The organism is Cupriavidus sp. CP313 (assembly GCF_054072015.1).
In genome coordinates this window covers 56,382-80,448 of the sequence record NZ_JBSVZB010000027.1, presented here as the reverse complement: position 1 = coordinate 80,448, position 24,067 = coordinate 56,382, and the positions used below count along the sequence as shown (strand labels likewise).

Annotated in this window: 19 protein-coding genes; 15 read left to right on the top strand and 4 right to left on the bottom strand. The window is 65.8% G+C overall.

Annotation, left to right across the window (positions count from 1 at the left end):
- Positions 1–244: 244 nt before the first annotated feature.
- From ACW4E8_RS29910 to ACW4E8_RS29890, 5 genes are read left to right on the top strand one after another with little or no spacing between them, the layout of a single operon-like run.
- On the top strand, positions 245–1,498 hold the full coding sequence (locus ACW4E8_RS29910) for an MFS transporter (protein ID WP_456807812.1): 1,254 nt from the start codon (positions 245–247) through the stop codon (positions 1,496–1,498).
- Positions 1,499–1,545: 47 nt separating this feature from the next.
- Positions 1,546–2,301, top strand: coding sequence for a LamB/YcsF family protein (locus ACW4E8_RS29905; RefSeq protein ID WP_456807811.1), 756 nt, complete (start codon positions 1,546–1,548; stop codon positions 2,299–2,301).
- A 23-nt stretch (positions 2,302–2,324) separates the two neighbouring features.
- Entirely contained in the window at positions 2,325–3,137 is an 813-nt protein-coding gene (locus ACW4E8_RS29900) for a putative hydro-lyase (protein WP_456807810.1), read from the top strand.
- 27 nt (positions 3,138–3,164) lie between these two features.
- Positions 3,165–4,808, top strand: coding sequence for a 5-oxoprolinase subunit PxpB (pxpB, locus tag ACW4E8_RS29895; protein WP_456807809.1), 1,644 nt, complete (start codon positions 3,165–3,167; stop codon positions 4,806–4,808).
- Positions 4,809–4,835: 27 nt separating this feature from the next.
- Positions 4,836–6,566: an acetyl/propionyl/methylcrotonyl-CoA carboxylase subunit alpha gene (locus tag ACW4E8_RS29890; RefSeq protein ID WP_456807808.1), complete on the top strand. Its 1,731-nt coding sequence runs from the start codon at positions 4,836–4,838 to the stop codon at positions 6,564–6,566.
- Between the two features lie 39 nt (positions 6,567–6,605).
- Here ACW4E8_RS29890 and ACW4E8_RS29885 read toward each other — a convergent pair whose 3' ends face one another.
- Complete coding sequence (locus ACW4E8_RS29885) at positions 6,606–7,409, bottom strand: BPL-N domain-containing protein (RefSeq protein ID WP_456807807.1); 804 nt, start codon at positions 7,407–7,409, stop codon at positions 6,606–6,608.
- 288 nt (positions 7,410–7,697) lie between these two features.
- Here ACW4E8_RS29885 and ACW4E8_RS29880 point away from each other — a divergent pair, with 288 nt between their 5' ends.
- Both ACW4E8_RS29880 and ACW4E8_RS29875 read left to right on the top strand, forming a co-directional pair.
- Positions 7,698–7,883 (top strand): hypothetical protein, encoded by a 186-nt coding sequence (locus ACW4E8_RS29880; protein WP_013953342.1) that lies wholly within the window; start codon positions 7,698–7,700, stop codon positions 7,881–7,883.
- 217 nt (positions 7,884–8,100) lie between these two features.
- The gene (locus ACW4E8_RS29875; protein WP_456807851.1) at positions 8,101–8,976 is read left to right on the top strand and encodes an EamA family transporter; all 876 of its coding nucleotides are present in this window, start codon (positions 8,101–8,103) and stop codon (positions 8,974–8,976) included.
- Positions 8,977–9,000: 24 nt separating this feature from the next.
- On the opposite strand, the gene ACW4E8_RS29870 is transcribed toward ACW4E8_RS29875, so the two are convergent.
- The 3 genes from ACW4E8_RS29870 to ACW4E8_RS29860 all read right to left on the bottom strand — a co-directional run bounded on the left by ACW4E8_RS29870 (position 9,001) and on the right by ACW4E8_RS29860 (position 12,315).
- A complete protein-coding gene (locus ACW4E8_RS29870) occupies positions 9,001–9,693 on the bottom strand; it encodes a GntR family transcriptional regulator (RefSeq protein ID WP_456807806.1) in 693 nt (230 codons plus the stop codon).
- Positions 9,694–9,813: 120 nt separating this feature from the next.
- Positions 9,814–11,427, bottom strand: a complete 1,614-nt coding sequence (locus ACW4E8_RS29865; RefSeq protein ID WP_456807805.1) for a glucan biosynthesis protein — start codon at positions 11,425–11,427, stop codon at positions 9,814–9,816.
- Between the two features lie 132 nt (positions 11,428–11,559).
- The gene (locus tag ACW4E8_RS29860) at positions 11,560–12,315 is read right to left on the bottom strand and encodes a TerC family protein (RefSeq protein ID WP_456807804.1); all 756 of its coding nucleotides are present in this window, start codon (positions 12,313–12,315) and stop codon (positions 11,560–11,562) included.
- 204 nt (positions 12,316–12,519) lie between these two features.
- On the opposite strand from ACW4E8_RS29860, the gene ACW4E8_RS29855 reads away from it, so the two are divergent.
- From ACW4E8_RS29855 to oxc, 8 genes are all read left to right on the top strand, one after another.
- Positions 12,520–13,497 carry a 2-dehydropantoate 2-reductase gene (locus ACW4E8_RS29855; protein ID WP_456807803.1) on the top strand — a complete coding sequence of 326 codons (978 nt, stop codon included), beginning with the start codon at positions 12,520–12,522 and terminating at the stop codon, positions 13,495–13,497.
- Positions 13,498–13,773: 276 nt separating this feature from the next.
- Positions 13,774–14,493 (top strand): GntR family transcriptional regulator, encoded by a 720-nt coding sequence (locus tag ACW4E8_RS29850; protein WP_456807802.1) that lies wholly within the window; start codon positions 13,774–13,776, stop codon positions 14,491–14,493.
- Between the two features lie 359 nt (positions 14,494–14,852).
- Entirely contained in the window at positions 14,853–16,085 is a 1,233-nt protein-coding gene (gene frc / locus ACW4E8_RS29845; protein WP_035818879.1) for a formyl-CoA transferase, read from the top strand.
- Positions 16,086–16,223: 138 nt separating this feature from the next.
- Complete coding sequence (locus ACW4E8_RS29840; protein WP_456807801.1) at positions 16,224–17,006, top strand: fumarylacetoacetate hydrolase family protein; 783 nt, start codon at positions 16,224–16,226, stop codon at positions 17,004–17,006.
- A gap of 37 nt (positions 17,007–17,043) precedes the next feature.
- Entirely contained in the window at positions 17,044–18,606 is a 1,563-nt protein-coding gene (locus tag ACW4E8_RS29835; RefSeq protein ID WP_456807800.1) for a Re/Si-specific NAD(P)(+) transhydrogenase subunit alpha, read from the top strand.
- Between the two features lie 16 nt (positions 18,607–18,622).
- Positions 18,623–20,020 carry a Re/Si-specific NAD(P)(+) transhydrogenase subunit beta gene (gene pntB, locus ACW4E8_RS29830; RefSeq protein WP_456807799.1) on the top strand — a complete coding sequence of 466 codons (1,398 nt, stop codon included), beginning with the start codon at positions 18,623–18,625 and terminating at the stop codon, positions 20,018–20,020.
- A 351-nt stretch (positions 20,021–20,371) separates the two neighbouring features.
- On the top strand, positions 20,372–21,715 hold the full coding sequence (gene oxlT, locus ACW4E8_RS29825) for an oxalate/formate MFS antiporter (protein ID WP_456807798.1): 1,344 nt from the start codon (positions 20,372–20,374) through the stop codon (positions 21,713–21,715).
- A 577-nt stretch (positions 21,716–22,292) separates the two neighbouring features.
- Positions 22,293–24,032 carry an oxalyl-CoA decarboxylase gene (gene oxc / locus ACW4E8_RS29820; protein ID WP_456807797.1) on the top strand — a complete coding sequence of 580 codons (1,740 nt, stop codon included), beginning with the start codon at positions 22,293–22,295 and terminating at the stop codon, positions 24,030–24,032.
- The last annotated feature ends 35 nt before the right edge of the window (positions 24,033–24,067 follow it).

Below are 24,067 nucleotides of genomic sequence, written 5' to 3'. Positions count from 1 at the left end.
AATGGTGCCCTGCAAACGTGACTTAGGTGTATACCACGATCGAACAGCAACCAATATTGTTCAACAATAATGCAAGGTGGTTGAGTCATACGTGCAGATAAATGAACATGGCATGTGTTTTGCTAAACAGCGGTTGGGGTGCAGGGCCGCTGAATAGCGGTCTTGCTCGCTTCCGGAACATCGTCGTGAAGACAGCGCGACGAGCTTTGTCCACGCTTTGTCCTTATCCATAGTGAGCGCAACCATGTGGCTTAAAGAAACAAACCAAGCAGAGCGCAAGACGCTCTTTGCCGCCTTCGTCGGCTATGGGGTCGATGCATTCGACTACATGATCTACACCTTCATGATCCCCACCTTCATCCTGGTGTGGGGCATGACCAAGGCAGAGGCGGGCTACATCGCGACGGGCGCGCTCATCAGCTCGGCCATCGGCGGCTGGCTGGCCGGTATCCTGGCCGACAAATATGGCCGCGTGCGGATCCTGCAGCTGACCGTGCTCTGGTTCAGTTTCTTTACGTTCCTGAGCGGCTTCACCCAGTCCCCCGAGCAACTGTTCTTGACCCGCATGCTGCAAGGCCTGGGCTTTGGCGGTGAATGGTCAGTCGGTTCCTTGCTGATCGCCGAGATGATCCGGGCCCGCCACCGCGGCAAGGCGGTCGGACTGGTGCAAAGCAGCTGGGCCATCGGCTGGGGCCTGTCGGCGATTGCATTCTGGGCGGTCTATGCCGTGTTCGAGCAGCAATACGCATGGCGCGTGCTGTTCTGGGCCGGCGTGCTGCCGGCGATCTTTATCCTGTATATCCGCCGCAATATCTCCGAGCCCGAGGTGTATCAGGAAACCAGGGCCAAGCTGGCCCGCACCGGCCAAAGCAATAACTTCATGCTGATCTTCAAGCCAGGCGTGCTGCGCGTGACGGTGCTGGCAAGCCTGCTGGCGACCGGCATGCAAGGTGCCTACTATTCGGTGACGACCTGGCTGCCCACCTACCTCAAGATGGAGCGCAATCTCTCCGTGCTCAACACCAGCGGCTACCTGATGGTGCTGATCGCCGGGTCTTTCGCCGGCTACCTGACCAGCGCCTGGCTATCCGACCACCTGGGGCGCCGGCGTTGCTTCATGCTGTTTGCGGTGAGCGCGGCCTTCCTCGTGATCTGCTATACGCAGTTGCCGATCACCGACGCTGCGATGCTGGTGCTGGGTTTCCCCCTGGGTTTCTTCCTGTCCGGCATCTTCTCGGGGATGGGGGCGTACCTGACGGAGCTGTATCCGAGCCATATCCGCGGCTCCGGCCAGGGCTTCTGCTACAACTTTGGCCGTGCGGTCGGTTCCATATTCCCGGCCATGATCGGGCATATGAGCGCATCGATGTCGCTGGGTGTTGCCATCGGCTATCTCGCCGCCGGCGCCTATGGGCTGGTCGTCATCGCCTGCCTGCTGTTGCCAGAAACGCAAGGGCGCGAACTGCACGCCGAAGCCGGGGCCGAGGCTGTGCATTGATCACCCGCCAACACGGCCAGACCTCCGCGCACTGCAGACCTGACACTATGCAAATCGACCTCAACAGCGATCTCGACGAGAGCTTCGGCGCATGGAGCATGGGCAACGATGCCGCCATGCTGGACATCGTCAGCAGCGCCAACGTGGCCTGCGGCTTCCATGCGGGCGATCCGGCCGGCATCCTGCACACGCTCAAGGCTGCCGCGGCCCGCGGCGTCGCGGTGGGCGCCCATGTTTCCTACCCCGACCTGCAAGGCTTCGGCCGCCGCAACATGGACATGGCCAGTGCGGACCTGGTGGCCGACGTGATCTACCAGATCAGTGCGCTGAGCGGGATGGCGGCGACGGTCGGCACCACGGTGCGCTATGTCAAGCCGCACGGCGCGCTCTACAACACCATCGCCAGTGACGAACGCCAGGCGCGCGACGTGATCAGCGGCATCCGCGCAGTCGATCCCGGCCTGGCGCTGGTCGCGCTGGCCGGCTCGCCGCTGGTGGGCTGGGCGCGCGAGGCCGGCTTGCGCGTCATTGCCGAGGCGTTTGCCGATCGCGCCTACACGCCGGGGGGCACGCTGGTGTCGCGCCGGGAAAAAGGCGCGATCCTGCACGATGCCGCGGAAGTGGCGCAACGCATGCTGCGCCTGGTGCGTGAAGGCACGGTACAGGCCATCGACGGCAGCGTGGCTCGCGTGGAGGCGCAATCGATCTGCGTGCATGGCGACAGCGACGGCGCGCTGGAAATGGCGCGCGCCGTGCGCGAGGCCCTGGAGCGCGACGGCGTAAAGATTCGCGCGTTCGCCTGATCCAAGACACCGGAGCAACACTCATGCAAGATTCCGCACTGGAATGCGCCCGCATCGCCGCCGTGAACGCCGCGCGCGAAGCGCGCGCAAGCTACCGTGCCGGCACCGTACAGCCTACCGCCGGCATTGCACCGGGGATGACCCAAGCCAACATGATCGCGTTGCCGCGCGACTGGGCCTGGGACTTCCTGCTGTACGCGCAACGCAACCCCAAGGCCTGTCCCGTGCTCGACGTGATCGAAGCGGGTGCACAGCAGACCGTGCTGGCCGAAGGGGCGGATATCCGCACCGACATCCCGCTGTATCGCGTGTGGCGCGACGGCAAGCTGGTGGAGGAGGTGGCGGATGCCACCTCCCTGTGGACTGAGCATCCGGACCTGGTCACCTTCCTGATCGGCTGCAGCTTCACCTTCGAGACGCCGCTGCAAGAGGCAGGCATCGAGGTGCGGCATATCGCCGACGGTTCCAACGTGCCGATGTACCGCACCAACCGCCAGTGTCGCCCGGCTGGCCGCCTGCATGGCGAGATGGTCGTGTCCATGCGGCCCATCCCTGCGCATCGGGTTGCCGATGCGGTTTCCATCAGCGGACGCTTCCCGTCGGTGCACGGCTCGCCCGTCCATGTCGGTGATCCGGCCGCGCTGGGCATTGCCGACCTCGGCAGGCCTGACTTTGGTGACGCCGTGCGTATCGAGCCGGGCGAGATCCCGGTGTTCTGGGCTTGCGGCGTCACGCCCCAGGCGGCCGTGATGGCGTCAGGCGTGCCGTTCGCCGTGACGCATGCGCCGGGCCACATGTTCATTACCGACGTGCCAGACAGCACGTATCACGTCTAGGACCCCCGGGTCATTGCGGAGCTCGTTTTGCGTTTTCTGCCCGTCACTTCGAATGCACTGCTGTTGGAACTGGCCGACCTGGACCAGACGCTGGCCTTGCTGGCCTCGCTGCAGCGCGATCCCCTGCACGGCGTGGCGGAGCTGGTGCCCGCCGCGCGCACCATCCTCGTTCACTTCCGCCCATTGGCCACCAGCGCCGCCGCGCTGGTATCGGCCATCGCCGCGCGCGACCTGTCGCAGCGCGTCGAGCGCAGCAACATCCTGGTCGAGATTCCGGTGCGCTATGACGGCGAGGACCTGGCCGAGGTGGCCCAGCTGCTTGGCATCACGCCCGAAGAAGTGGTGCGCCGCCACACCGGCAGCGAATACACCGTTGCCTTTACCGGCTTTGCGCCAGGCTTTGCCTATCTCAGCGGCGGCCATCCCAGCTTTGACGTGCCGCGCCGCAGTACGCCGCGCACGCGTATTCCCGCCGGCGCCGTGGGCCTGGCGGGCACCTTCAGCGGCGTGTACCCGCAAGCCAGCCCGGGCGGCTGGCAGATCATCGGGGTCACCCCCGTGGCCATGTGGGACCTGAATCGCGAACAGCCTGCGCTGCTGCAGCCCGGCTATCGCGTGCAGTTCATCGACATCGCCACGCTCGATGGCGTGCTCGATGCGGGCAGCGGCATCGCCCCCGGCGCCCCGGCGCGCCAGCCGTTGCCGACGGACAAGGCGCCTGCTGCCGCCACGCTCAAGGTGAAGGCCACCGGGCTGCAGACCGTGTTCCAGGACCTGGGCCGGCACGGCCAGGCGGGGCAGGGCGTCTCGGCCTCGGGTGCGATGGACCAGGCCGCCCTCAAGATGGCCAACCGCCTGGTCGGCAACCGCAGCGACGGCGCGGCGCTCGAAACCGTGGGCGGCGGCCTGCAACTGCAGAGCGTGGGCGAAACCGTGCTGGCTGTCACCGGCGCCGATGCGGCGCTGATGGTGCGCACTGCCGATGGCCGCCAATGGAGCGTCCCGAACCACCAGGCCGTGGCGCTGGCCGATGGCGACACGCTAAGCATCAGTCAGCCTCTTGCCGGCGCCCGGAGCTATGTGGCTGCACGCGGCGGGTTTGCCGTCGCGCCGGTCCTGGGCAGTTGTGCTACTGACACCCTGGCCAAGGTCGGCCCCGCGCCGCTGGCCGTGGGCGATGTGCTGGACCTGCTGCCCGCACCGGCCGGCGCCGTGGTGGGCACCCCCGGGTTGCCTGCCGCCGACCTGCCCACGGTGGAGCAGGACGTCGTGCTGGATGTGGTGCTCGGTCCCCGCACCGACTGGTTCACTGCCGAGTCCGTGGCGCGCCTTGCCGCGCAGCGCTGGCAAGTCACCCCACAATCCAACCGCGTGGGCCTGCGCCTGGCCGGCGAGGTGCCGCTGGAGCGTGCCATCACCGGTGAGCTGCCCAGCGAGGGCACCGCCCTGGGTGCGTTGCAGGTGCCGCCAAGCGGCCAACCCGTGCTGTTCCTGGCTGACCACCCGCTGACCGGCGGCTACCCCGTGATCGGGGCCGTGGCTCCTTACCACCTGGACCGCGCCGGACAGGTTCCGGTTGGCGCCTGGCTGCGTTTCAACCCGGTCGGCGCCTTCGAAGAACTTCAACCGTCAGAACTGCAACCGTCGGCGCAGCGACCGTCTGCCGCCTGAGCGCACAAGCCCCAACCGAGAATTGCGATGAAGAAAGTCCTGATTGCCAACCGTGGCGAGATTGCCGTCCGCATCATCCGCGCCTGTGCCGACTACGGAGTCGGGTCGGTGGCCGTGTATGCCAATGCTGATATCGACGCGCTGCACGCGCGGCTGGCCGACGAGGCCTACGGCCTGGACGGCGACCGTCCGGCCGACACCTACCTGAACATTCCCAAGCTGCTCGATATCGCCCGACGCAGCGGGGCAGATGCCGTGCATCCAGGCTACGGCTTCCTGTCGGAAAGTGAAGCCTTTGCCAAGGCAGTGATCGATGCCGGCCTGGTCTGGATTGGCCCGTCTCCCGCCACGATTGCCCGGCTGGGCGACAAGGTGGAAGCGCGCAAGATCGCCTTGCAAGTCGGTGCCCCGCTGGTCGCCGGCACGCCCGACCCGGTCGTGGACGCCAGCGAGGTACTGGCCTTTGCCGAGCAGAACGGCCTGCCGATTATCATCAAGGCAGCCTTCGGCGGCGGCGGCCGCGGCATGAAGATCGCATGGCGCATGGATGAGGTTGAAGAGCTGTACGCCTCCGCCGTGCGCGAGGCTGTCACTGCATTTGGCCGCGGCGAATGCTTCGTTGAGCAGTTCCTCGACAAGCCCCGCCATATCGAAGCGCAGGTACTGGCCGACCAGCATGGCAATGTCGTGGTGCTGGGCACGCGCGACTGCTCACTGCAGCGCCGCAACCAGAAGCTGGTCGAAGAAGCCCCCGCGCCGTTCCTGACCGACGCGCAGCGCGCGCGCATCCATGCCGCCGCCCGCGACATCTGCGCGGCGGCCAACTACACCAGTGCCGGCACCGTGGAATTCCTGCTCAGCGCCAGCGGCGCGATCTCCTTCCTGGAGGTCAACACCCGCCTGCAGGTGGAGCACCCCGTGACCGAGCAGACCACCGGCGTGGATCTGGTAGTCGAGCAATTGCGCGTGGCGGATGGCTTGCCGCTCTCCATTACCGAAACCCCGGCGCCGCTGGGCCATTCAATCGAGTTCCGCATCAACGCCGAGGACGTGGGCCGCGGCTTCCTGCCCACGCCCGGGCCGGTGCTGCGCTTCGATGCGCCGTCGGGCCCCGGCGTGCGCGTGGACTCGGGTGTGCAGTCGGGCTCGGTGGTCCCCGGCACATTCGACTCGCTGATGGCCAAGCTCATCGTGACCGGTGCCACGCGCGAACAGGCGCTGGCGCGCGCGCGCCGTGCGCTGCGCGAGTTCCGTATCGAGGGTGTGGCGTCGGTGCTGCCGTTCCACCGTGCGGTGATCGACCACGCAGATTTCCTCGGCGCGGATGGCTTCAGGGTCCACACGCGCTGGATCGAGTCCGACTTCGCCGAACCGCTGGCGGCGGCCACCCGTGCCGAGCCCCAGCACGATGCCAGCCTGCTGCGCACCGCCATCGAGATCGACGGCCGCCGCATGGTGCTGGGCCTGCCGGCGCAGTTGCTACGCGGCCTCGCCGACGCGCCCGGGCAAGCCGGCGCCGCGGCGCCGGCCCAGGCCGCCGCTACCGACCCGGCCGACCTGCCGTCCCCGATCGCCGGCACCGTGCAGACCTGGAAGGTCGCAGTTGGCGACGAGGTCAAGGAAGGCGATTTGATCGCCGTGATGGAAGCCATGAAGATGGAGATGCAAGTCCATGCTCATCGCGGCGGCCGCGTAACGTGGCAGGCGGCCGCAGGCACGTTCCTGACGGCGGGGACGCGGCTGGTCAACATTGTGTGAATTCACTAAGAATGCCGGCCAAAGGGTAGGGCGCGCCGCTCAGTTCAGCGCAAGCCCCGCGTGCGCCAGCAAGCGGCGAAACACCGCCAGGCGTGTATCGCCGGTCTCCGCCAGCCGGTCGCAGACATGGAGGTGTTCAGGCATATCGCTGTGTCCGCGCAGCGCATCCTTGCACTCCCGCTCGGAGATCTCCAGGTGGACCCCGGCGAGCACCGCGCGGCCCTTGCCAACCCGTGAACTGACGATGGCGGGCGGCGTGCCATCGATATCCGCATAGACGGCCAGGACCTGCGTGTCGGGGCCGGGGGCGTCGCCGAAGTCAAAGCGGCAGCCGCCATGGTAGTGGGTGTATAGCGACATCGGGACATCGGTCAGGCTGTCCGTGGTCCGCAGTTTCACCGCGGCCGTGGTACGCGGCGTGCCGTCATACAGCATGCCGTCAGTAAGTTCTGGCAGCGAGCCCACTGCCACCGCGTCGACAAAGCACAGTTCGCGCGGGCCGCAGATTGCGCCCCTGGTGCCGGCGTGGAACGCCAGTTCCCGACATGCGTAGTAAGCGCCCGCGCAAATCCCGAGGTAGACGCCGCCCTGCTCGACGAAATGCCGGATGCGCACGTTCGGGGCACCGTTCAGCATTGCACAGTAGGGAAGGTCGGCGCCCCCCGGCATGACAAACAGCACCGCCCCATCGAACAGCGTGGCGTCGTGCCGGATGTCGTCTGCCATCACCGCACGGATCTCGTAGGTGCTGGCATGGAGTTGGTGCCCGATGGTCCGCATCAGGCATGCGGTCCAGTCGGAAGCGCCGGCGTCGACATAGGTCAGGATCTGGGGCCTTGGCATACCGGCATCCGTTTTTGAATAGCGAACGGGAACTCACGGGACGGCTCCGGTACCGGTTCCGGAGAGGAGGTTGGGTGATTCAAGGTGCTCTTATTGTGCGTCGACAAGGCATATCGTTGCCCTGAATGGATTCAAGCATAACGCTGCCGACCGGCAAGATTTCGGTGACATCGCCAAACAAGCCGTTGCGCCCCCACATACGTACTTTCACCTAATGCTGCATTGCGACAATTCCTCTGCTACAATCAGGGAAAACCCCATAAGGGTAATCCCGAAAGGAAGGACGCCATGAACACCCAATCCGATATCAAGCTGACTGACCAACTCGAACGCGACCTGATCGACCGTGAACTCGGTACGCAAAGCCTGGGCTTCGCCCACGACGTGAAGCGCGCCATCGCCTTCGTCCAGAGCGCGATCGAGCGCCTGCAGACCCAGGCCCGCAAGGCCAAGGTGGTCTACGCCAACGGCTAAAGTGTTGTTTGCAGCATAGTAGTTGCGGCCCGTTGCGGGCTGCGTTGTAGAACCGGCCATACGTGCGCCCGCCCGGGCAGACGCGGCCGGTTTTGTTTTGCCCACGGCATTTTGCGTGCTTTGTGAATAACTTTCGCAAGGCTTGCCAGACCTTTTCGTTTGGCCGGGACGTGGCAGGGGGCTATCGTGAATGCCTTCGCATCACGCCTTCCCGACCATGCCCCCGCTTGTCCTGCTGTGCCTGCTGATCACCTATGTGGTCTGGGGCACGACCTACCTGGCGATCCGCTTTACGCTGGAGAGCTTTCCGCCGCTGTTCATGATGGGCACGCGCTTCCTGTGCGCGGGGCTGCTGCTGGCCGCCTGGCTGGCGTGGCGGGGCACGCCGATGCCGTCGTGGCGGCTGTTGCGCAACTGCGCGGTGCCGGCGCTGTTCCTGCTGGTGGGCGGCATGGGTTTGACCGCGATTGCCGAGCAGACGATTTCGTCCGGTGCCACCACGGTGATGATCGGATCGATGCCGATCTTCGCGCTGATCTGGGGTGCCTGCTTCGGCAACCGGCCGAAATGGTTTGAGTACGTGGCGATCGCGATCGGCAGCCTGGGCATCCTGGTGCTGACCGCGGGCGCGGAATTCCGCATCAGTACCGGGGGCGTGGTGGCGCTGATGCTGGCAGTGGCGAGCTGGTCGTTCGGCTCGCAGCTGGCGCGCCGGCTGGAACTGCCCCAGGGCGCCTCGGCATTTGCCGCGGAGATGCTGATCGGCGGCGCGGTGCTGATGGTGCTGTCGGCGCTGCGGCAGGAGCCGTGGCCGGCATCGATCAGCGCGCAGGCCGGCTGGGCCTGGGTCTACCTGGTGGTGGCGGGGTCGCTGGTGGCGTTCTCTGCCTATATGTACCTGGTGTCCACGGTCAGCCAGACGTTGTCGGCCAGCTATGTCTATGTGAACCCGCCGGTGGCGCTGGCGATGGGCGCGTGGCTGGGCGGCGAGCAGATCGCCCCGCAGACGCTGGGTGCCGTGATGCTGATCCTGGTGGCGCTGGCCGTGCTTAGCCTGGGCACGCTGCACACGGCGCGCGCCCAGCCGGCCTGATACTGCCGACTGCTGCCGGGCAGCTCAGCAGCCCGACTGTTCCTGGATCCAGAGCGACAGCCGCACCTTGTAGGCCTGCTGGATATGCCGGCGCGCGATCTGCTCGGCCAGTGCCGGGTTGCGCTTTTCCAGCGCCTCGACCAGCGAGATGTGTTCTTCGTAGGAGCTGCGCGCGCGCCCCGGCACCGCCAGCGTGGTGCGTCCCAGCAGTGCCATCGACTCATGCAGCGAGCGCAGCGTCTTCAGCAGGTAGCGGTTGTGGGCGCAGCGGTGCAGGGTTTCGTGGAAGAGCCGGTTGTTCAGCGCGAGCCGGTCGGGGTCGTCGGCAATGGCCAGGTCACGCTCGACGATATCGCGCAGCAGCGAGATCTCCACGTCGGTGGCGTGGCGCGCGGCCAGCGCGGCGGCGGTGCCTTCCAGCACTTCGCGCATCACGTACAGCTCGCTGACCATGCTGGCGTCGAGCTGGGTGACCATCATGCCGCGGTTGGGCTCGTTGACGACCAGCCCTTCGGATTCCAGCCGCGACAGCGCTTCACGCACCGGCGTGCGCGACAGGCCCAGGGATTCGGCCAGTTCCACCTCGCGCAGCCGCGTGCCGGGGGGCAGCTGGCCGGCCTGGATGGCGGCGCGCAGTTGCTGGTAGGCGCGCTCTGAGCGCGGGAGCGATGCGGCCTGGCCACTCTCGGCGGCGCCGGCGAACTCTTGAGAAATCATGTGAGGCTGGCTGATGCAGTTGGACTGTCGTAGCCAGCCATCATACCCGCTCGTGCGCGCCTGACATCACGGCGACGCAATATGGTGTAAAGGGCCCGGCGCGCGGCCGGGCCGGGCGCCTCAGCCCGCCGGCGACTGGAACGGGTGGTATTGATAGAGCCAGGTCTCCGACAGCGGCTTGCCGTTCAGCCTCAGGAACAGGCGGATATCGACCGGCTGGTTGCCGTCGGTGGTGAGGTCGAACTGGGCACGCCAGTGGCCCGGCACGCCGTTGGGCACGGCCTCGGTGAAGACGTATGAGAAGGTGCCGCGCGAGGCGGTCAGCACGGCTTCGGGTTTGACGCCGAAGGGCAGTTTCTCCAGCGACGCGCCCTTGAACTCGACCATGAACTTGCGCACGCCTTTGGGCCGCGGCTGGCCCGGCTGGCCGCCATTGCCGAGGCGCGTGGCCACGCAGCGCGCCAGCGGCGAGGGAAACGGCTCGTCGGCCTGCCAGTGCAGCCGGTAGCGCAGGCGGTAGGTGCTGCCGGCCTTGGCCGGGGCCTTGGGCACCCACATGGCGACGATGTTGTCGTGGATCTCGTCATCAGTGCGCAGCTCAACCAGCTGCACCGAACCGGCGCCCCAGCCGTCGCGCGGCTCGACCCACAGGCTCGGGCGGCGCTCATAGTTGACGCCGTCCTGGTAGTGGTCGAACAGGCGGTCGCGCTGCAGCAGCCCGAAGCCCTTCGGGTTATCGTCGGAAAACGCCGAGGCCGTGGTCTGCGGCGGGTTGTTCAGCGGGCGCCAGATATGCTCGCCGGCGCCGTTCCACAGCGCCAGGCCGTCGGAATCGTGCACCTCCGGGCGCCAGTCGACGGCGGTGCCCTTGATGCCTTCAGAGAACCAGAACATCGAGGTCAGCGGCGCCAGCCCCAGCCGGCCCACATCCTTGCGCAGGAACAGCGCGCATTCCACATCCATGATCACGGCCTTGCCACGCTGCATGACGAAGCGGTAGGCGCCGGCGATGCTGGGGCCATCCAGCAGGGCATAGACCGTGACGGTATCGCCGTTGCCCTCGGGCGTCTCGAACCAGAAATGGGTGAAGGCCGGGAATTCCTCGGACTTGCCGGCTTCGGCCACGTCGATGGCAACGCCGCGCGCGGACAGCCCGTACTGGTACAGGTCGCCGATGGCGCGGAAATACGATGCGCCGAGGAAGGCAACCCAGTCGTTCTTGCGCCAGTCGCGCGTCTTCTGGTCGCCGAGGCGGCTTTCCTGGAAGCGGAAGCCGGCAAAGCCGCTGCCCGGCGGCAGCTTGTGCGCGGGGCTGTCGGCCGGCATGTCGAAGTAGGCGTCGTCGTAGACGATCTCGCGGGCCTTGCCGAGGCCGCCCTTGGCGCGCTCGATCACGTGCATGCGCACTGGCGTGCGGAAGTACGTGCCGAGGTGGAAGAAGGTGACCGGGAACTGGCCGGGGCCACTGGCAAAGAGCGCGTCGTCGGTGCGGAAGCGGATCTTGCCGTGGGCGTCGTAGTCGATGCGGGACAGCACGTCCGCGGGCGGCGACGGCGGCGGCGCGTAGGGCTTGCCGGCCAGCGCGCGGGCGCGTTCGATCAGGGCGTCGAAACCGAATGGCTGGGCGTCGCCGAGCTTGATCCGGCTGGCTGCCAGCACCGACGGGGTAATGCCCAGTGCGGCGAGCGCGGCGGAGGCAGTGGCGGAGACCAGCAGGGTTCGGCGGTTCATCATGTGGCGAAAGCGTCCTTTTATTGTCCGGGGTTGTGCAGAACTGTAAGAGACGCCGCCGTCCGCGAAAAGTTCGGACACCCTCTGTTACAGGCGGCCGCCTGCAGCCCGGCTGCAAGCGGCCGCCGCCGCACATCAGTGCGCCTGCCCGCCGGCCCGGCGCCGCTGTCGCCGTTGCCGCGCCAGCATGTTCAGCCCCTCGACCGCGGCCGAGAACGCCATCGCCGTATAGATATAGCCCTTGGGCACATGGGTGCCGAGGCCCTCCGCGACCAGCGTCATGCCGATCATCATCAGGAAGGCCAGTGCCAGCATCACGATGGTCGGGTTGCGGTTGATGAAGTTGGCCAGCGGCGTGGCCGCGAACAGCATTGCCATCACCGCGGCGATCACCGCCACGAACATGATCTGCACATGCTCGGTCATGCCGACCGCGGTGATGATGCTGTCGATCGAAAACACCAGGTCCAGCACCAGGATCTGGCCGATGGCCGAGGCGAAGCTCTGCACCGCCTTGGCCGTGCCGTTTTCCTCGCCTTCTTCGCCGGCGGAGACATGGTGGTGGATTTCGCGCGTGGCCTTCCAGACCAGGAAGGCGCCGCCCGCAATCAGGATCATGTCGCGCCACGACAGCCCCTGGCCCAGGATGGTGAACACCGGCTCGGTGAGCTTGACGATGAAGGCGATGGTGGCCAGCAAGCCCAGGCGCATCACCAGCGCCAGGCTGATGCCGATCTTGCGCGCTTTCTCGCGCATGGCTTCAGGCAGCTTGTTGGTCAGGATCGAGATGAAGATCAGGTTGTCGATCCCCAGCACGATTTCCATGGCCACCAGGGTGGCCAGTGCCGCCCACGCGGCGGGGTCCTGCAGCAATGCCAACGACGCTTCCATGAGGGCTCCGGGTGTCAGGTTGCAGGTCGGCGCCGGACGGTGGTCCGCCCGGGGCACATGCAGGCGTCATGTTAGCGCAGCGCCGCTTGCCCGCGCAGTGTGATCCGGAAAGATAAAGGTTGTTTGACGCGGTTGCCTTGCGCCTCCATGGAATATAGTATGTGATATATCAAAGATCTAAATCGGGCCATCAAGGAGACAGCAATGAAAGTGTGTATCTACGGCGCAGGCGCCATCGGCGGCTATGTCGGGGCGCAACTGGCGCGCGCGGGGGCGGAGGTCAGCTTCGTCGCGCGCGGCCCCCATCTCGCGGTAATGCAGGAACATGGCGTCAGGCTGCTGATCGACGGCGAAGAACGCGTGGCCAAGGTGCGATGCACCAGCGATCCGCGCGAGCTCGGGCACCAGGACTATGTGTTCATCACCCTCAAGGCGCATTCCGTACCGGGCGTGGTGGACCAGATGCAGCCGCTGCTGGGGCCGGAAACCGCGGTCGTCACCGGCGTCAACGGCATTCCGTACTGGTACTTCTACAAGCATGGCGGCGACCTGGCCGGCAGCACGCTGGAAAGCGTCGATCCCGGCGGGCGCCAGTGGCAGGGCCTGGGGCCGGAGCGGGCCATCGGCTGCGTGGTCTATCCCGCGGCTGAGATCGTTGCGCCCGGCGTGATCAAGCATGTCTACGGCAAGAAGTTTCCGCTGGGCGAGCCGGATGGCAGCCGCTCCGCGCGCGTGACCCGGCTCAGCGAGATGATGATGGCCGCCGACCTGGACGCCCCGGTGCGCGACAACATCCGCGACGAGATCTGGCTCAAGCTGTGGGGCAACCTGTGCTTCAACCCGATCAGCGCGCTCACGCATGCCACGCTCGACGTCATCACCGCCGACCCGGCCACGCGGGCGCTGTCGCGCCAGATGATGGTGGAGGCGCAGGGCATCGCCGAGCGCTTCGGGGTGAAATTCCGCGTCGACGTGGAGCGGCGCATCGACGGCGCCGGTGCCGTGGGCGCGCACAAGACCTCGATGCTGCAGGACCTGGAGGCCGGGCGGGCCATGGAAATCGACCCGCTGCTGACCGTGGTGCAGGAAATGGGACGCCTGGTCGGGCAGCCCACGCCGATGTGCGACGCCGTGCTGGGGCTGATCAAGCAGCGCGACACGATGGCCAAGCTGGCCGCCTGAGCGCGGCTGGCAACAGGGGATACCGCCGGGTCAGGTATCCCCTGGCGCACGCCAGGCGCGCCAAGGTAGCGTGAGCCAGGCTTGCGAAGCGAGAAAGGCAGGGCGATAGTGATATACCATATACGACAGACCGCGCACCGCTACTGTGCCGATGCATGACAACAACGCATTGTTTGATGCGTTTTCGTAATGGGTCAGGCGTTTTTGCTAAGCTGTGCGGCAATGCGGGGGCAGCCATTCCGGCCACCCTGCCGCTGGTCTCACACGAGCTCATTCATGTCTGCGCAAAGCCAATCCATCGTCCAGCCCAACGGGCTGGCCTTGTCCGTGCAACCGATCAATGCCGGCGCGAGCCTGCGCGACCAGGCCTACGCCATGTTGCGCCAGGCCATCGCCGACGCTGACATCTACCAGTCGCGCGACGAGATCCGCCTCGATGAGCGGGTGCTGAGCGAGGCCATGGGTGTCAGCCGCACGCCCATCCGCGAAGCCATGACGCTGCTGGAGCAGGAAGGCTTCCTGCGCACCGTGCCCCGGCGCGGCATCTACATCATGCGCAAGACCAAGCGCGAGATCGTGGAGATGATCCAGATGTGGGCCGCGCTGGAAAGCATGGCGGCGCGGCTGGCCACCGAGAACGCCACCGATGCCGAGATCGCGCAGCTGCGCAGCATGTTCGACAGCTTCCGCGATTCCACCCCGGCCGAGCATATCGAAGAGTATTCCGACGCCAATATCGTGTTCCACCAGGCGATCGTGCAGCTGTCCAAGTCGCAGATCATCATGGACACGATCCGCAATATCTTTATCCATGTGCGGGCGATCCGGAAGATGACGATCTCGCAGAGTGACCGGGCGGCGCGTTCGATCGTGGACCATCTGCGCATCATCGAGGCGCTGGAGAAGCGCGATACTGAGCTGGCCGAGCGGCTGGTGCGGCAGCATTCGCTGGATCTGGCTGACTACGTGGAACGGCACTGCGACTTCCTCGACTGAAGGCGGGCGGGGCAGGGCGGCAAAACGGCGGACCTGGGTCCGCCGTTTTGCTTTTGTGCGCTTCCAGATAGCGGGCGAGCGTTTCGCGCTATGGTATGTAATATATCAATGCGAAAAAGCTGCTGCCTGACTGATTCGGGATTTCACTGGGTTTCCCACTTCCAGCAGGCGAAACCGGCCGATTGCTGCATTGCATCGTCGAAATTTGTGTCGCATCGGGCAAACTCCTCTTGCTCTCTTCTGATATATCACATACCGTATGTCATCAAGAGGGCCGGAACGGACCCGAGCGAGTACGCGCCGAGCACCAAGAACCAGACCATATACAAGTGAAACCATCGCCCGAGGAGACATCCGAAATGGAAACCAAGGCACTGCAAGGCGTTCGCATCCTGGACATGACCCACGTCCAGGCGGGCCCCTCGGCCACGCAGCTGATGGCGTGGCTGGGCGCGGACGTGATCAAGGTGGAAATGCCCGGCCGCGGGGACATTACCCGCAGCCAGCTGCGCGACGTGCCCAACGCCGACAGCCTGTACTTCACCATGCTCAACAGCAACAAGCGCAGCCTGACGCTGAACATGAAGACGCCCGAAGGCAAGGCGCTGCTCGAAGACCTGGTCCAGCGCAGCGACGTGCTGATCGAGAACTTCGGGCCGGGCGTGCTGGAGCGCGCGGGCTTTGACTGGGACCACCTGCAGGACCTGAACCCGCGGCTGGTCTATGCCTCGATCAAGGGCTTCGGCCCGGGGCCGTACGCGGATTGCAAGGCGTATGAGAACGTGGCGCAGTGCATGGGCGGTTCGGCCTCCACCACGGGCGATGCCGAGGGCGTGCCTACCGTCACCGGCGCGCAGATCGGCGACTCCGGCACGGGCGTGCATTGCGTGGTCGGCATCCTGGCCGCGCTGCTGCAGCGCGAGCACACCGGCCGCGGCCAGCGCGTGGAAGTGGCGATGCAGGACGCGGTGCTGAACCTGTGCCGCGTCAAGCTGCGCGACCAGCAGCGCCTGTCCAACGGCCCGCTGCGCGAGTACCCGAACGAAGAATTCGGCGACCACGTGCCGCGCGCCGGCAATGCCTCGGGCGGCGGCCAGCCAGGCGCGGCGCTGCGCTGCGCGCCGGGCGGCCCCAACGACTATGTCTACGTCATCATCCAGCCGCAGGGCTGGGAGCCGCTGATGCGCCTGTGCGGGCGCGAGGACCTGATCACCAATCCGGACTACGCCACGCCCGAGGCACGCCTCAAGCACCTGGCCGACTGCTTTGCCGTGATCGAGAAATGGACCGGCGGCCGCAGCAAGTTCGACGTGATGGCGGCGCTCAACGAGGTCGATGTGCCGTGCGGCCCGATCCTGTCGATGAAAGACCTGATCGAGGACGAGTCGCTGTACCAGCGCGGCTACCTGAAGGAGCTGGAGCACCCGCAGCGCGGCAGCTACGTGCAGCTGGGCTGCCCGATCACGCTCTCGGCGTCGCCGGTGGAGATCGAGCGTTCGCCGCTGCTGGGCGAGCATACCGAAGAGATCCTCGAGTGGCTGGGGCGCTCGCCCGCGCAGATCGCCGCGATGAAGCTGGCCGGCGCGGTATGACGCAAGCCTGACGTCATTCCGGCCTGTGCGGGAATGACGATTCCGGGCGCGCGCCGCCCGCGACACCACTTCTTCCAAGATCCTGCAACCGACATTGGAGCAGGCAGGGCCTCCCTTTGCCTGCGCAAGGAGCATGCTGTGCAAACCTGGATTCGCTTTCGCCGCGCCGACGGCAGCATCGGCCATGGCCGCATCGACGAAGCCGATGGCAACTGTGTCGTCGAATATGACGGCGACGGTTTCAACGACCCCGCCCCCACCGGCGCCGTGCATGACCGCGCGTCGCTGACGCTGGTCGCGCCCTGTGCGCCGGGCAAGGTGGTGGCGCTGTGGAACAACTTCCACGCACTCGCGCGCAAGCTGGAAAAGCCCGTGCCCACGCACCCGCTGTTCCTGATCAAGCCGGCTTCGTCGCTGGCGGGTCCGGGCGATGCTGTGCTGCGCCCCAAGAGCTACGACGGCAAGATCGTCTATGAGGGCGAGCTGGGCATCGTGATCGGCAGCAAGGCGCGCAATGTGTCGGTGGCAGAGGCCGGCGCGCATATCTTCGGCTACACCGTCGTCAACGACGTGACCGCGGCCGAGCTGATCACGGCCGACCCCAACTTCCCGCAGTGGACACGCGCCAAGGGCTTCGACACCTTCGGCTGCATCGGCCCGGCCATTGTCTCCGGCTTCAACTGGAAAGCCGCCAGCGTCATCACGCGGCTCGATGGCGTGGAGCGGCAGAACTACCCGCTGTCGGACATGATCTTCTCGCCGGAGGAACAGGTCAGCCGGATCTCGCAGGACCTGACGCTGATGCCCGGCGACGTGATTGCGTGCGGCACCTCGATCGGCGTGGGGTCGATGAAGGACGGTGCGGTGGTCGAGGTGGCGATCGCGGGCATCGGCTCGCTGGTCAACCACGTGCGCGGCTGAGCTGGCGCCTGATTCCTTCCATAAAACGGTGAATGCCATGCCAATGACGATCGGTGTGCCACGCGAAGTCCACCCGGGCGAACGGCGCGTTGCCGCCACGCCCGACTCGGTCAGGGAACTGCTCAAGCTGGGCTACCAGGTGGTGGTGGAGACCGGGGCCGGTCAGGAAGCGTCGTTCTCCGACGCTGACTACAGCGCCGCCGGTGCGGCCATTGTCGACGCGGCCAGCCTGTGGGCCTCGGTCGACGTGGTGATCAAGGTGCGCCCGCCGCAGGTCCATCCCAGCCTGGGCGTGGAGGAGGCGGCGCTGCTGAAGAAGCATGCCACGCTGATCGGCTTTGTCTGGCCGGCGCAGCAGATGGCGATGCTGGAGCGGCTGACGCAGCGTGGCGCAACCGTGCTGGCGATGGACTGCGTGCCGCGCATCTCGCGCGCGCAGAAGCTGGACGCGCTCAGCTCGATGGCCAATATGGCGGGCTACCGCGCGGTGATCGAAGCCGCGCATGCGTTTGGCCGGCCCTTTGCCGGGCAGATCACGGCCGCGGGCAAGATCCCGCCGGCGCGCGTGCTGGTGATCGGCGCGGGCGTGGCGGGGCTGGCGGCCATCGGCGCGGCGCGCAGCCTGGGGGCCGTGGTGCGCGCCTTCGATACGCGGCCGGTAGTGCGCCAGCAGATCGAAAGCCTGGGCGCCGAGTTCCTGACCGTCGAGATCGAAGAGGACGGCAACGGCGGCGGCGGCTATGCCAAGGAGATGAGCCCGGCCTTTATCGAGGCCGAGATGCGTCTCTTTGCCGAACAGGCGCGCGAGGTCGACATCATCATCACCACCGCGCTGATCCCGGGCAGGCCCGCGCCCAAGCTGCTTGAGGCCGGCACGGTGGGCCTGATGCGCGCCGGCAGCGTGGTGGTCGACCTGGCCGCGGAGCAGGGCGGCAACTGCGTGCTGACCGTGCCGGGCGAAGCGGTGCGGCAACACGGCGTCACCATCATCGGCTACACCGACCTGCCCAGCCGCATGGCCGCGCAGGCCAGCCAGCTCTATGGCACCAATATCCGCCATCTGCTGACGGAGCTGACGCCGGGCAAGGACGGCCAGCTCGTGGTCGACATGGACGACGAGATGATCCGCGGCGCCACGGTGCTGCACCAGGGCACGGTGACCTGGCCACCGCCGCCGCTGACGGTGGCGATCCCGCAGCAGCAGGCGCCGGCCGCAACGCCGCCGGTGCAGGCCGAGCCCGAGCCGCCGCGCAGCCGCACCGGGGCGACGCTGATCGCGCTGGCCATCGCGGCGGCTGCGCTGCTGGGCCTGGGCGCGGTCGCGCCGCCGGCCTTCATGGCGCATTTCACGGTGTTCGTGCTGGCGATCTTTGTCGGCTACCAGGTGGTGTGGAACGTCACCGCCGCGCTGCATACACCGCTGATGAGCGTGACCAATGCCATCAGCGGGATCATCGTGGTGGGGGCGCTGGTGCAGCTGGGCAAGCCATCGCTGGTGACGGCGGTGATTGCCGGCTGCGCGGTGCTGTTGGCCACCATCAATATCGCCGGCGGCTTCCTGGTGACGCAGCGCATGCTCAAGATGTTCCAGCGGGACTAGAGACGGGGAGACAGGGATGCCATCCGGAATCAGCAATATCGCTTACCTGGGCGCCAGTGCGCTCTTCATCCTCAGCCTGAGCGGGCTGAGCCACCCCGGCACCGCGCGCCGCGGCAACCTGCTGGGCATCGCCGGCATGGTGATCGCGGTGCTGACCACCGTGCTGGCGGGCAGCCCGGACGGCATCGCCATCATCATCGGCGCGATGCTGGTGGGCGGTATCGCCGGTGCCATGCTGGCCAAGCGTGTGGAAATGACGCAGATGCCGCAGCTGGTGGCGGTGCTGCACAGCTTCGTCGGCCTGGCCGCGGTGCTGGTGGGCTACGCCAACTACCTGGATACCCATGCGCTCACCGGCGCGGAGAAGGCCATCCATGAAGTGGAAACCTACCTTGGCATCCTGATCGGCGCGGTCACGTTCACGGGCTCGATCATCGCCTTCCTGAAGCTGCAGGGCACCATGGGCGGCAAGCCGATGCTGCTGCCCGGGCGGCATGCCTTGAATGCCATCGCGCTGCTGGTTTGCGTGTGGCTGGGCTATGCCTTCCTGAGCGCGCCCGACGCGCAGCAGGGGCTGGTGCCGCTGGCGGCCATGACGGTGATTGCGCTGCTGGTCGGCGCGCACCTGGTGCTGGCCATCGGCGGCGCCGACATGCCGGTGGTGGTGTCGATGCTCAACAGCTACTCCGGCTGGGCCGCGGCGGCTACCGGCTTCATGCTGGGCAACGACCTGCTGATCATCACCGGCGCGCTGGTGGGATCGAGCGGCGCCATCCTCAGCTACATCATGTGCAAGGCGATGAACCGCAAGTTCCTGTCGGTGATCCTGGGCGGCTTCGGCGCGGTGCAGGCGCAGGGCGCGGCGACCGAGCAGGGCGAGGTGCTGCCGGTGTCCAGCGAGGAAGTCGGCAACCTGCTCAAGGACGCCAGCGACGTGATCATCGTGCCTGGCTACGGCATGGCGGTGGCGCAGGCCCAGGGCACCATCAGCGAGATCGCGCGGCGACTGCGGGCGCAGGGGGTCAACGTGCGCTTCGGCATCCACCCGGTGGCGGGCCGCCTGCCCGGGCACATGAACGTGCTGCTGGCCGAGGCGCGCGTGCCGTACGACATCGTGCTGGAGATGGAAGAGATCAACGACGACTTCGAGAAGGCCGACGTGGTGCTGGTGGTAGGCGCCAACGACATCGTCAACCCCGGCGCGCTGGAAGACCCAGGCAGCCCCATTGCCGGCATGCCGGTGCTGGAGGTCTGGAAGGCCCGCACCGTGGTGGTGTCCAAGCGCAGCATGGCGGCGGGCTATGCCGGCGTGGACAACCCGCTGTTCTACAAGGACAACACGCGGATGTGGTTTGGCGACGCCAAGGGCAGTGTCGACGCCTTGCTGCGGCAGTTGGAGGAAGCACCGGCCTGAGGTAAGCATCCCGGATCCGTTTCCGCTTTGTTCAAGCCACGGTCGCCCCTGCTCTCGCGGGGCGCCCGTGGCTTTATTGCTTGTACGGAGCTTTGGTCGGGCGCCGGACCATAGACGAGCCGCTATGGAAGCCCGCCAGGCGATTCATGCCAGTTCAGTCGTATATAAATGATCGTGAATAAATACGATAAAAAACTTTAAGACCTGTCAAATTAAGCTTCAGGTAGCATCAATCCACGACTTCATGTGCCGCAATGCCAGGCGCCGGTCTAGTTGTGAGAAGGGCAACCCACAAAGCCCTGTTGTGCCCGTCGAGGCGGCACAAACAAACGGTACCAGGAGACAAGACAGATGGCGCAATTTGAAGCATCGGCCTCGGCCGGTCACGGCAACGTGAACGGGCGCGGGCTGCAGAACCGTTGGATCCAGCTTGCAATCGGTGTGGTGTGCATGGGGCTGGTGGCGAACTTGCAGTACGGCTGGACCCTTTTTGTGTCACCGATGGACGCCAAGCATCACTGGGGCACGTCCGCTATCCAGGTGGCATTTTCCATTTTTATCGTGACTGAAACCTGGCTGGTGCCGCTGGAAGGCTGGCTGGTGGACAAGTTCGGTCCGCGCCCGGTAGTGGCGGGCGGGGCAATCTGTGCTGGGCTGGCATGGGTGATGAATGCCTATGCGACCACGCTGCCGGAGCTGTATGCGGCCGCGGTGATTGCCGGCATCGGCGCGGGCGGCGTCTACGGGACCTGCGTCGGCAACGCGCTGAAGTGGTTCCCGGACAGGCGCGGCCTGGCAGCCGGGCTGACGGCGGCGGGTTTCGGTGCCGGCTCGGCCATCACGGTGATCCCTATCGCCAACATGATCCAGAGCTCGGGCTATGAAAAGGCCTTCCTGACCTTCGGCATCCTGCAAGGCGTGTGCATCTTCGTGCTGGCGCTGCTGCTGGTGAAGCCCAAGGCGCCCAAAGGAGCGGTGGCGGCCAAGGCGGTGCTGACCAACCCAGTCGAGTTCTCGCCGGGGCAGATGGTGAAGACGCCGGTGTTCTGGCTGATCTACGTCTGCTTCGTGGCCGTGGCCGCGGGCGGGATCATGGCAACGGCGCAGCTCGGGCCCATCGCTAAGGACTTCGGCTTCGCCTCGATGCCGGTGACGATGCTGGGCATGACGCTGCCGCTGCTGACCATGACCTTGTCGATCGACAACATGTGCAATGGCTTTACGCGGCCCTTGTGCGGCTTCCTGTCTGACAAGTTCGGGCGCGAGAACACCATGTTCGTTATCTTCATCGGCGAGGGCCTGGCGCTGCTCGGGCTGATGCAGATGGGGCACAACCCGTACTGGTTCATGTTCTTCGCCGCGCTGACCTTCCTGTTCTGGGGCGAGATCTTCTCGATCTTCCCGGCCTTGTGCGCCGATACCTTCGGCAGCAAGTTCGCGGCGGCCAATGCGGGCACCCTGTACACGGCGAAGGGCACGGCGGCGATGGTGGTGCCGCTGGCATCGATCCTGTCGGCGCATGGCGGCTGGGGAGCCGTGTTCTCGGTGGCGGCGGTGGTGACGATTGCGGCAGGGATCTCGGCCAAGGTGTTCCTGGCGCCCATGCGCAAGCGCTTTATCACGGGGCATGCCGAGGCAGTGCGCGTGTCCGACGCCGCGTTCCTGGCGGGCGTATCGCAGCGTCAGGGGGAGTAGGCCGACAGTGAAGGGGGTAGGGGAGCCTGGCGAAGTCTGCCGGGCTTCGGGATGAAGTCGGACCATTCCTATTAGTGGCCGCGCTGGTGTTCGCGGAGGACGCCAGTGCGTGGCAACGTGTTCCAGAGGGCCGGAAAGTCGCTGGAATTGTGGTATGTAATATATCTTGATGCGTAATCCAGATGAGATTTCCAGGCTTCGACATGGCCCGGAGATCTGTGCCGATTGCGCATGAATGGCGTCCTAATTGCGCTGATTTAGCCGTAGTTGCCTGCAAAATTGCTGCGCCGCATCGTCGAAACTTGAAGGTCTAGTGGAAATTCTTCTTGCTTCGTTCTGATATATCACATACCGTATGTCATCAAGATCAGCGGAAACGATCGGGCGCCGCAAGGCAAACGGGTAGCAACAGTGAAGGGCGAGAAGGCGAGAAAGCCCCGCCCTGTAAAGAATTCAACGAGGAGACCAAGACATGTCCGAAGTCGTCGAAGCCAAGCGGGTCGGGAGCACCACCGCGGAAGACACCCTGAAATAAAAGAATTCCAACCCCAGTCAATTTGCATAGAAGGAATCAACCATGGCAGAAGTCGGAAACGAGCTGCAGCGTCACGCCACGGAAGAACATCAGGCACAAACCGATGGTTTTCATCTGGTCATCGACGCGCTGAAGCTGAACGGCATCGAAAATATCTACGGTCTGCCCGGCATTCCGGTGACCGATCTGGCTCGTCTGGCGCAGGCCAACGGCATGCGCGTCATCAGCTTCCGTCACGAGCAGAACGCAGGCAACGCAGCAGCGATTGCCGGCTTTCTCACGCAAAAGCCGGGCGTTTGCCTGACCGTGTCTGCGCCCGGCTTCATGAACGGGCTGACGGCGCTGGCGCATGCGACCACCAACTGCTTCCCGATGATCCTGATCAGCGGCTCGAGCGAGCGCGAGATCGTCGATTTGCAGCAGGGTGACTACGAAGAGATGGACCAGCTGGCCATCGCCCGTCCGCACGCCAAGGCTGCCTTCCGCGTGCTGCACGCTGAAGACATCGGTGTCGGGATCGCGCGTGCCATTCGCGCCGCCGTGTCGGGCCGTCCGGGCGGTGTGTACCTGGACCTGCCGGCCAAGCTGCTGGGCCAGTCGATGGAAGCCGAGAAGGGCCGCAAGTCGCTGATCAAGGTGGTGGATCCGGCCCCGCGCCAACTGCCTGCACCGGACTCGGTCGACCGTGCCGTCGCGCTGCTGAAGAGCGCCAAGCGCCCGCTGATCCTGCTGGGCAAGGGTGCCGCGTACGCACGCGCCGAAGCGGATATCCGCGCGCTGGTCGAGAAGACGGGCATTCCGTACCTGCCGATGTCGATGGCCAAGGGCCTGCTGCCCGATACGCATCCGCAATCGGCCTCGGCCGCACGCTCGTATGTGCTGGCTGAAGCTGACGTGGTGTTGCTGGTCGGCGCCCGCCTGAACTGGCTGCTGTCGCACGGCAAGGGCAAGACCTGGGGTGGCCCGAAGCAATTCATCCAGGTCGACATCTCGCCGACCGAGATGGACAGCAACGTTGCCATCGCCGCGCCGGTAGTGGGTGACATTGGTTCGTGCGTGTCGGCGATACTCGACAAGGTCGGCAACGACTTCGCCAAGCCGGGCGCCGAGTGGCTGAACGCGGTGGACGAACGCAAGGACAAGAACCTGGCGAAGATGGCCGAGACCCTGGCCAAGGCCAAGGATGTCGCGCCGATGAACTTCCACGGCGCGCTGAGCGTGCTGAAGGATGTGGTCAAGGCCAACCCGGGCATCTCGTTCGTCAACGAAGGCGCCAACACGCTGGACTACGCCCGTGCCGTGATCGACATGTACGAGCCCCGCAAGCGCCTTGACGTGGGCACCTGGGGCGTGATGGGCGTGGGCATGGGCTACGCGGTCGCCGCGGCGGTCGAGACCAGCAAGCCGGTGCTGGCGCTGTGCGGTGACAGTGCGTTCGGCTTCTCGGGCATGGAAGTCGAGACGATCTGCCGTTACAACCTGCCGGTCTGCATCGTCATTTTCAACAACAACGGCGTCTACAAGGGTATCGACGTGAATCCGACCGGCGGCAAGGATCCGGCGGTCACGACGTTCGTCCCGGGCGCGCGCTACGACAAGATGATGGAAGCGTTCGGTGGCGTAGGTCACAACGTCACCACGCCGGCGGAACTCGAAGCTGCGGTGAACGAAGCCCTGCGGTCGGGCAAGCCCACGCTGGTCAATGCCGTCATCGACCCGGCTGCTGGCACCGAAAGCGGTCGTCTGACCAATCTGAATCCGCAAAGCTCGGCCACGAAGTAATTCACCCGAATTTCACCCCTCTGATCCAATAGGAG

Coding starts and splice junctions, on each gene's coding strand:
- ACW4E8_RS29910 (WP_456807812.1), top strand. CDS start 245: ATGTGGCTTAAAGAAACAAACCAAGCAGAGCGCAAGACGCTCTTTGCC.
- ACW4E8_RS29905 (WP_456807811.1), top strand. CDS start 1,546: ATGCAAATCGACCTCAACAGCGATCTCGACGAGAGCTTCGGCGCATGG.
- ACW4E8_RS29900 (WP_456807810.1), top strand. CDS start 2,325: ATGCAAGATTCCGCACTGGAATGCGCCCGCATCGCCGCCGTGAACGCC.
- ACW4E8_RS29890 (WP_456807808.1), top strand. CDS start 4,836: ATGAAGAAAGTCCTGATTGCCAACCGTGGCGAGATTGCCGTCCGCATC.
- ACW4E8_RS29885 (WP_456807807.1), bottom strand. CDS start 7,409: ATGCCAAGGCCCCAGATCCTGACCTATGTCGACGCCGGCGCTTCCGAC.
- ACW4E8_RS29880 (WP_013953342.1), top strand. CDS start 7,698: ATGAACACCCAATCCGATATCAAGCTGACTGACCAACTCGAACGCGAC.
- ACW4E8_RS29875 (WP_456807851.1), top strand. CDS start 8,101: ATGCCCCCGCTTGTCCTGCTGTGCCTGCTGATCACCTATGTGGTCTGG.
- ACW4E8_RS29870 (WP_456807806.1), bottom strand. CDS start 9,693: ATGATTTCTCAAGAGTTCGCCGGCGCCGCCGAGAGTGGCCAGGCCGCA.
- ACW4E8_RS29865 (WP_456807805.1), bottom strand. CDS start 11,427: ATGATGAACCGCCGAACCCTGCTGGTCTCCGCCACTGCCTCCGCCGCG.
- ACW4E8_RS29860 (WP_456807804.1), bottom strand. CDS start 12,315: ATGGAAGCGTCGTTGGCATTGCTGCAGGACCCCGCCGCGTGGGCGGCA.
- ACW4E8_RS29855 (WP_456807803.1), top strand. CDS start 12,520: ATGAAAGTGTGTATCTACGGCGCAGGCGCCATCGGCGGCTATGTCGGG.
- ACW4E8_RS29850 (WP_456807802.1), top strand. CDS start 13,774: ATGTCTGCGCAAAGCCAATCCATCGTCCAGCCCAACGGGCTGGCCTTG.
- frc (WP_035818879.1), top strand. CDS start 14,853: ATGGAAACCAAGGCACTGCAAGGCGTTCGCATCCTGGACATGACCCAC.
- ACW4E8_RS29835 (WP_456807800.1), top strand. CDS start 17,044: ATGCCAATGACGATCGGTGTGCCACGCGAAGTCCACCCGGGCGAACGG.
- pntB (WP_456807799.1), top strand. CDS start 18,623: ATGCCATCCGGAATCAGCAATATCGCTTACCTGGGCGCCAGTGCGCTC.
- oxlT (WP_456807798.1), top strand. CDS start 20,372: ATGGCGCAATTTGAAGCATCGGCCTCGGCCGGTCACGGCAACGTGAAC.
- oxc (WP_456807797.1), top strand. CDS start 22,293: ATGGCAGAAGTCGGAAACGAGCTGCAGCGTCACGCCACGGAAGAACAT.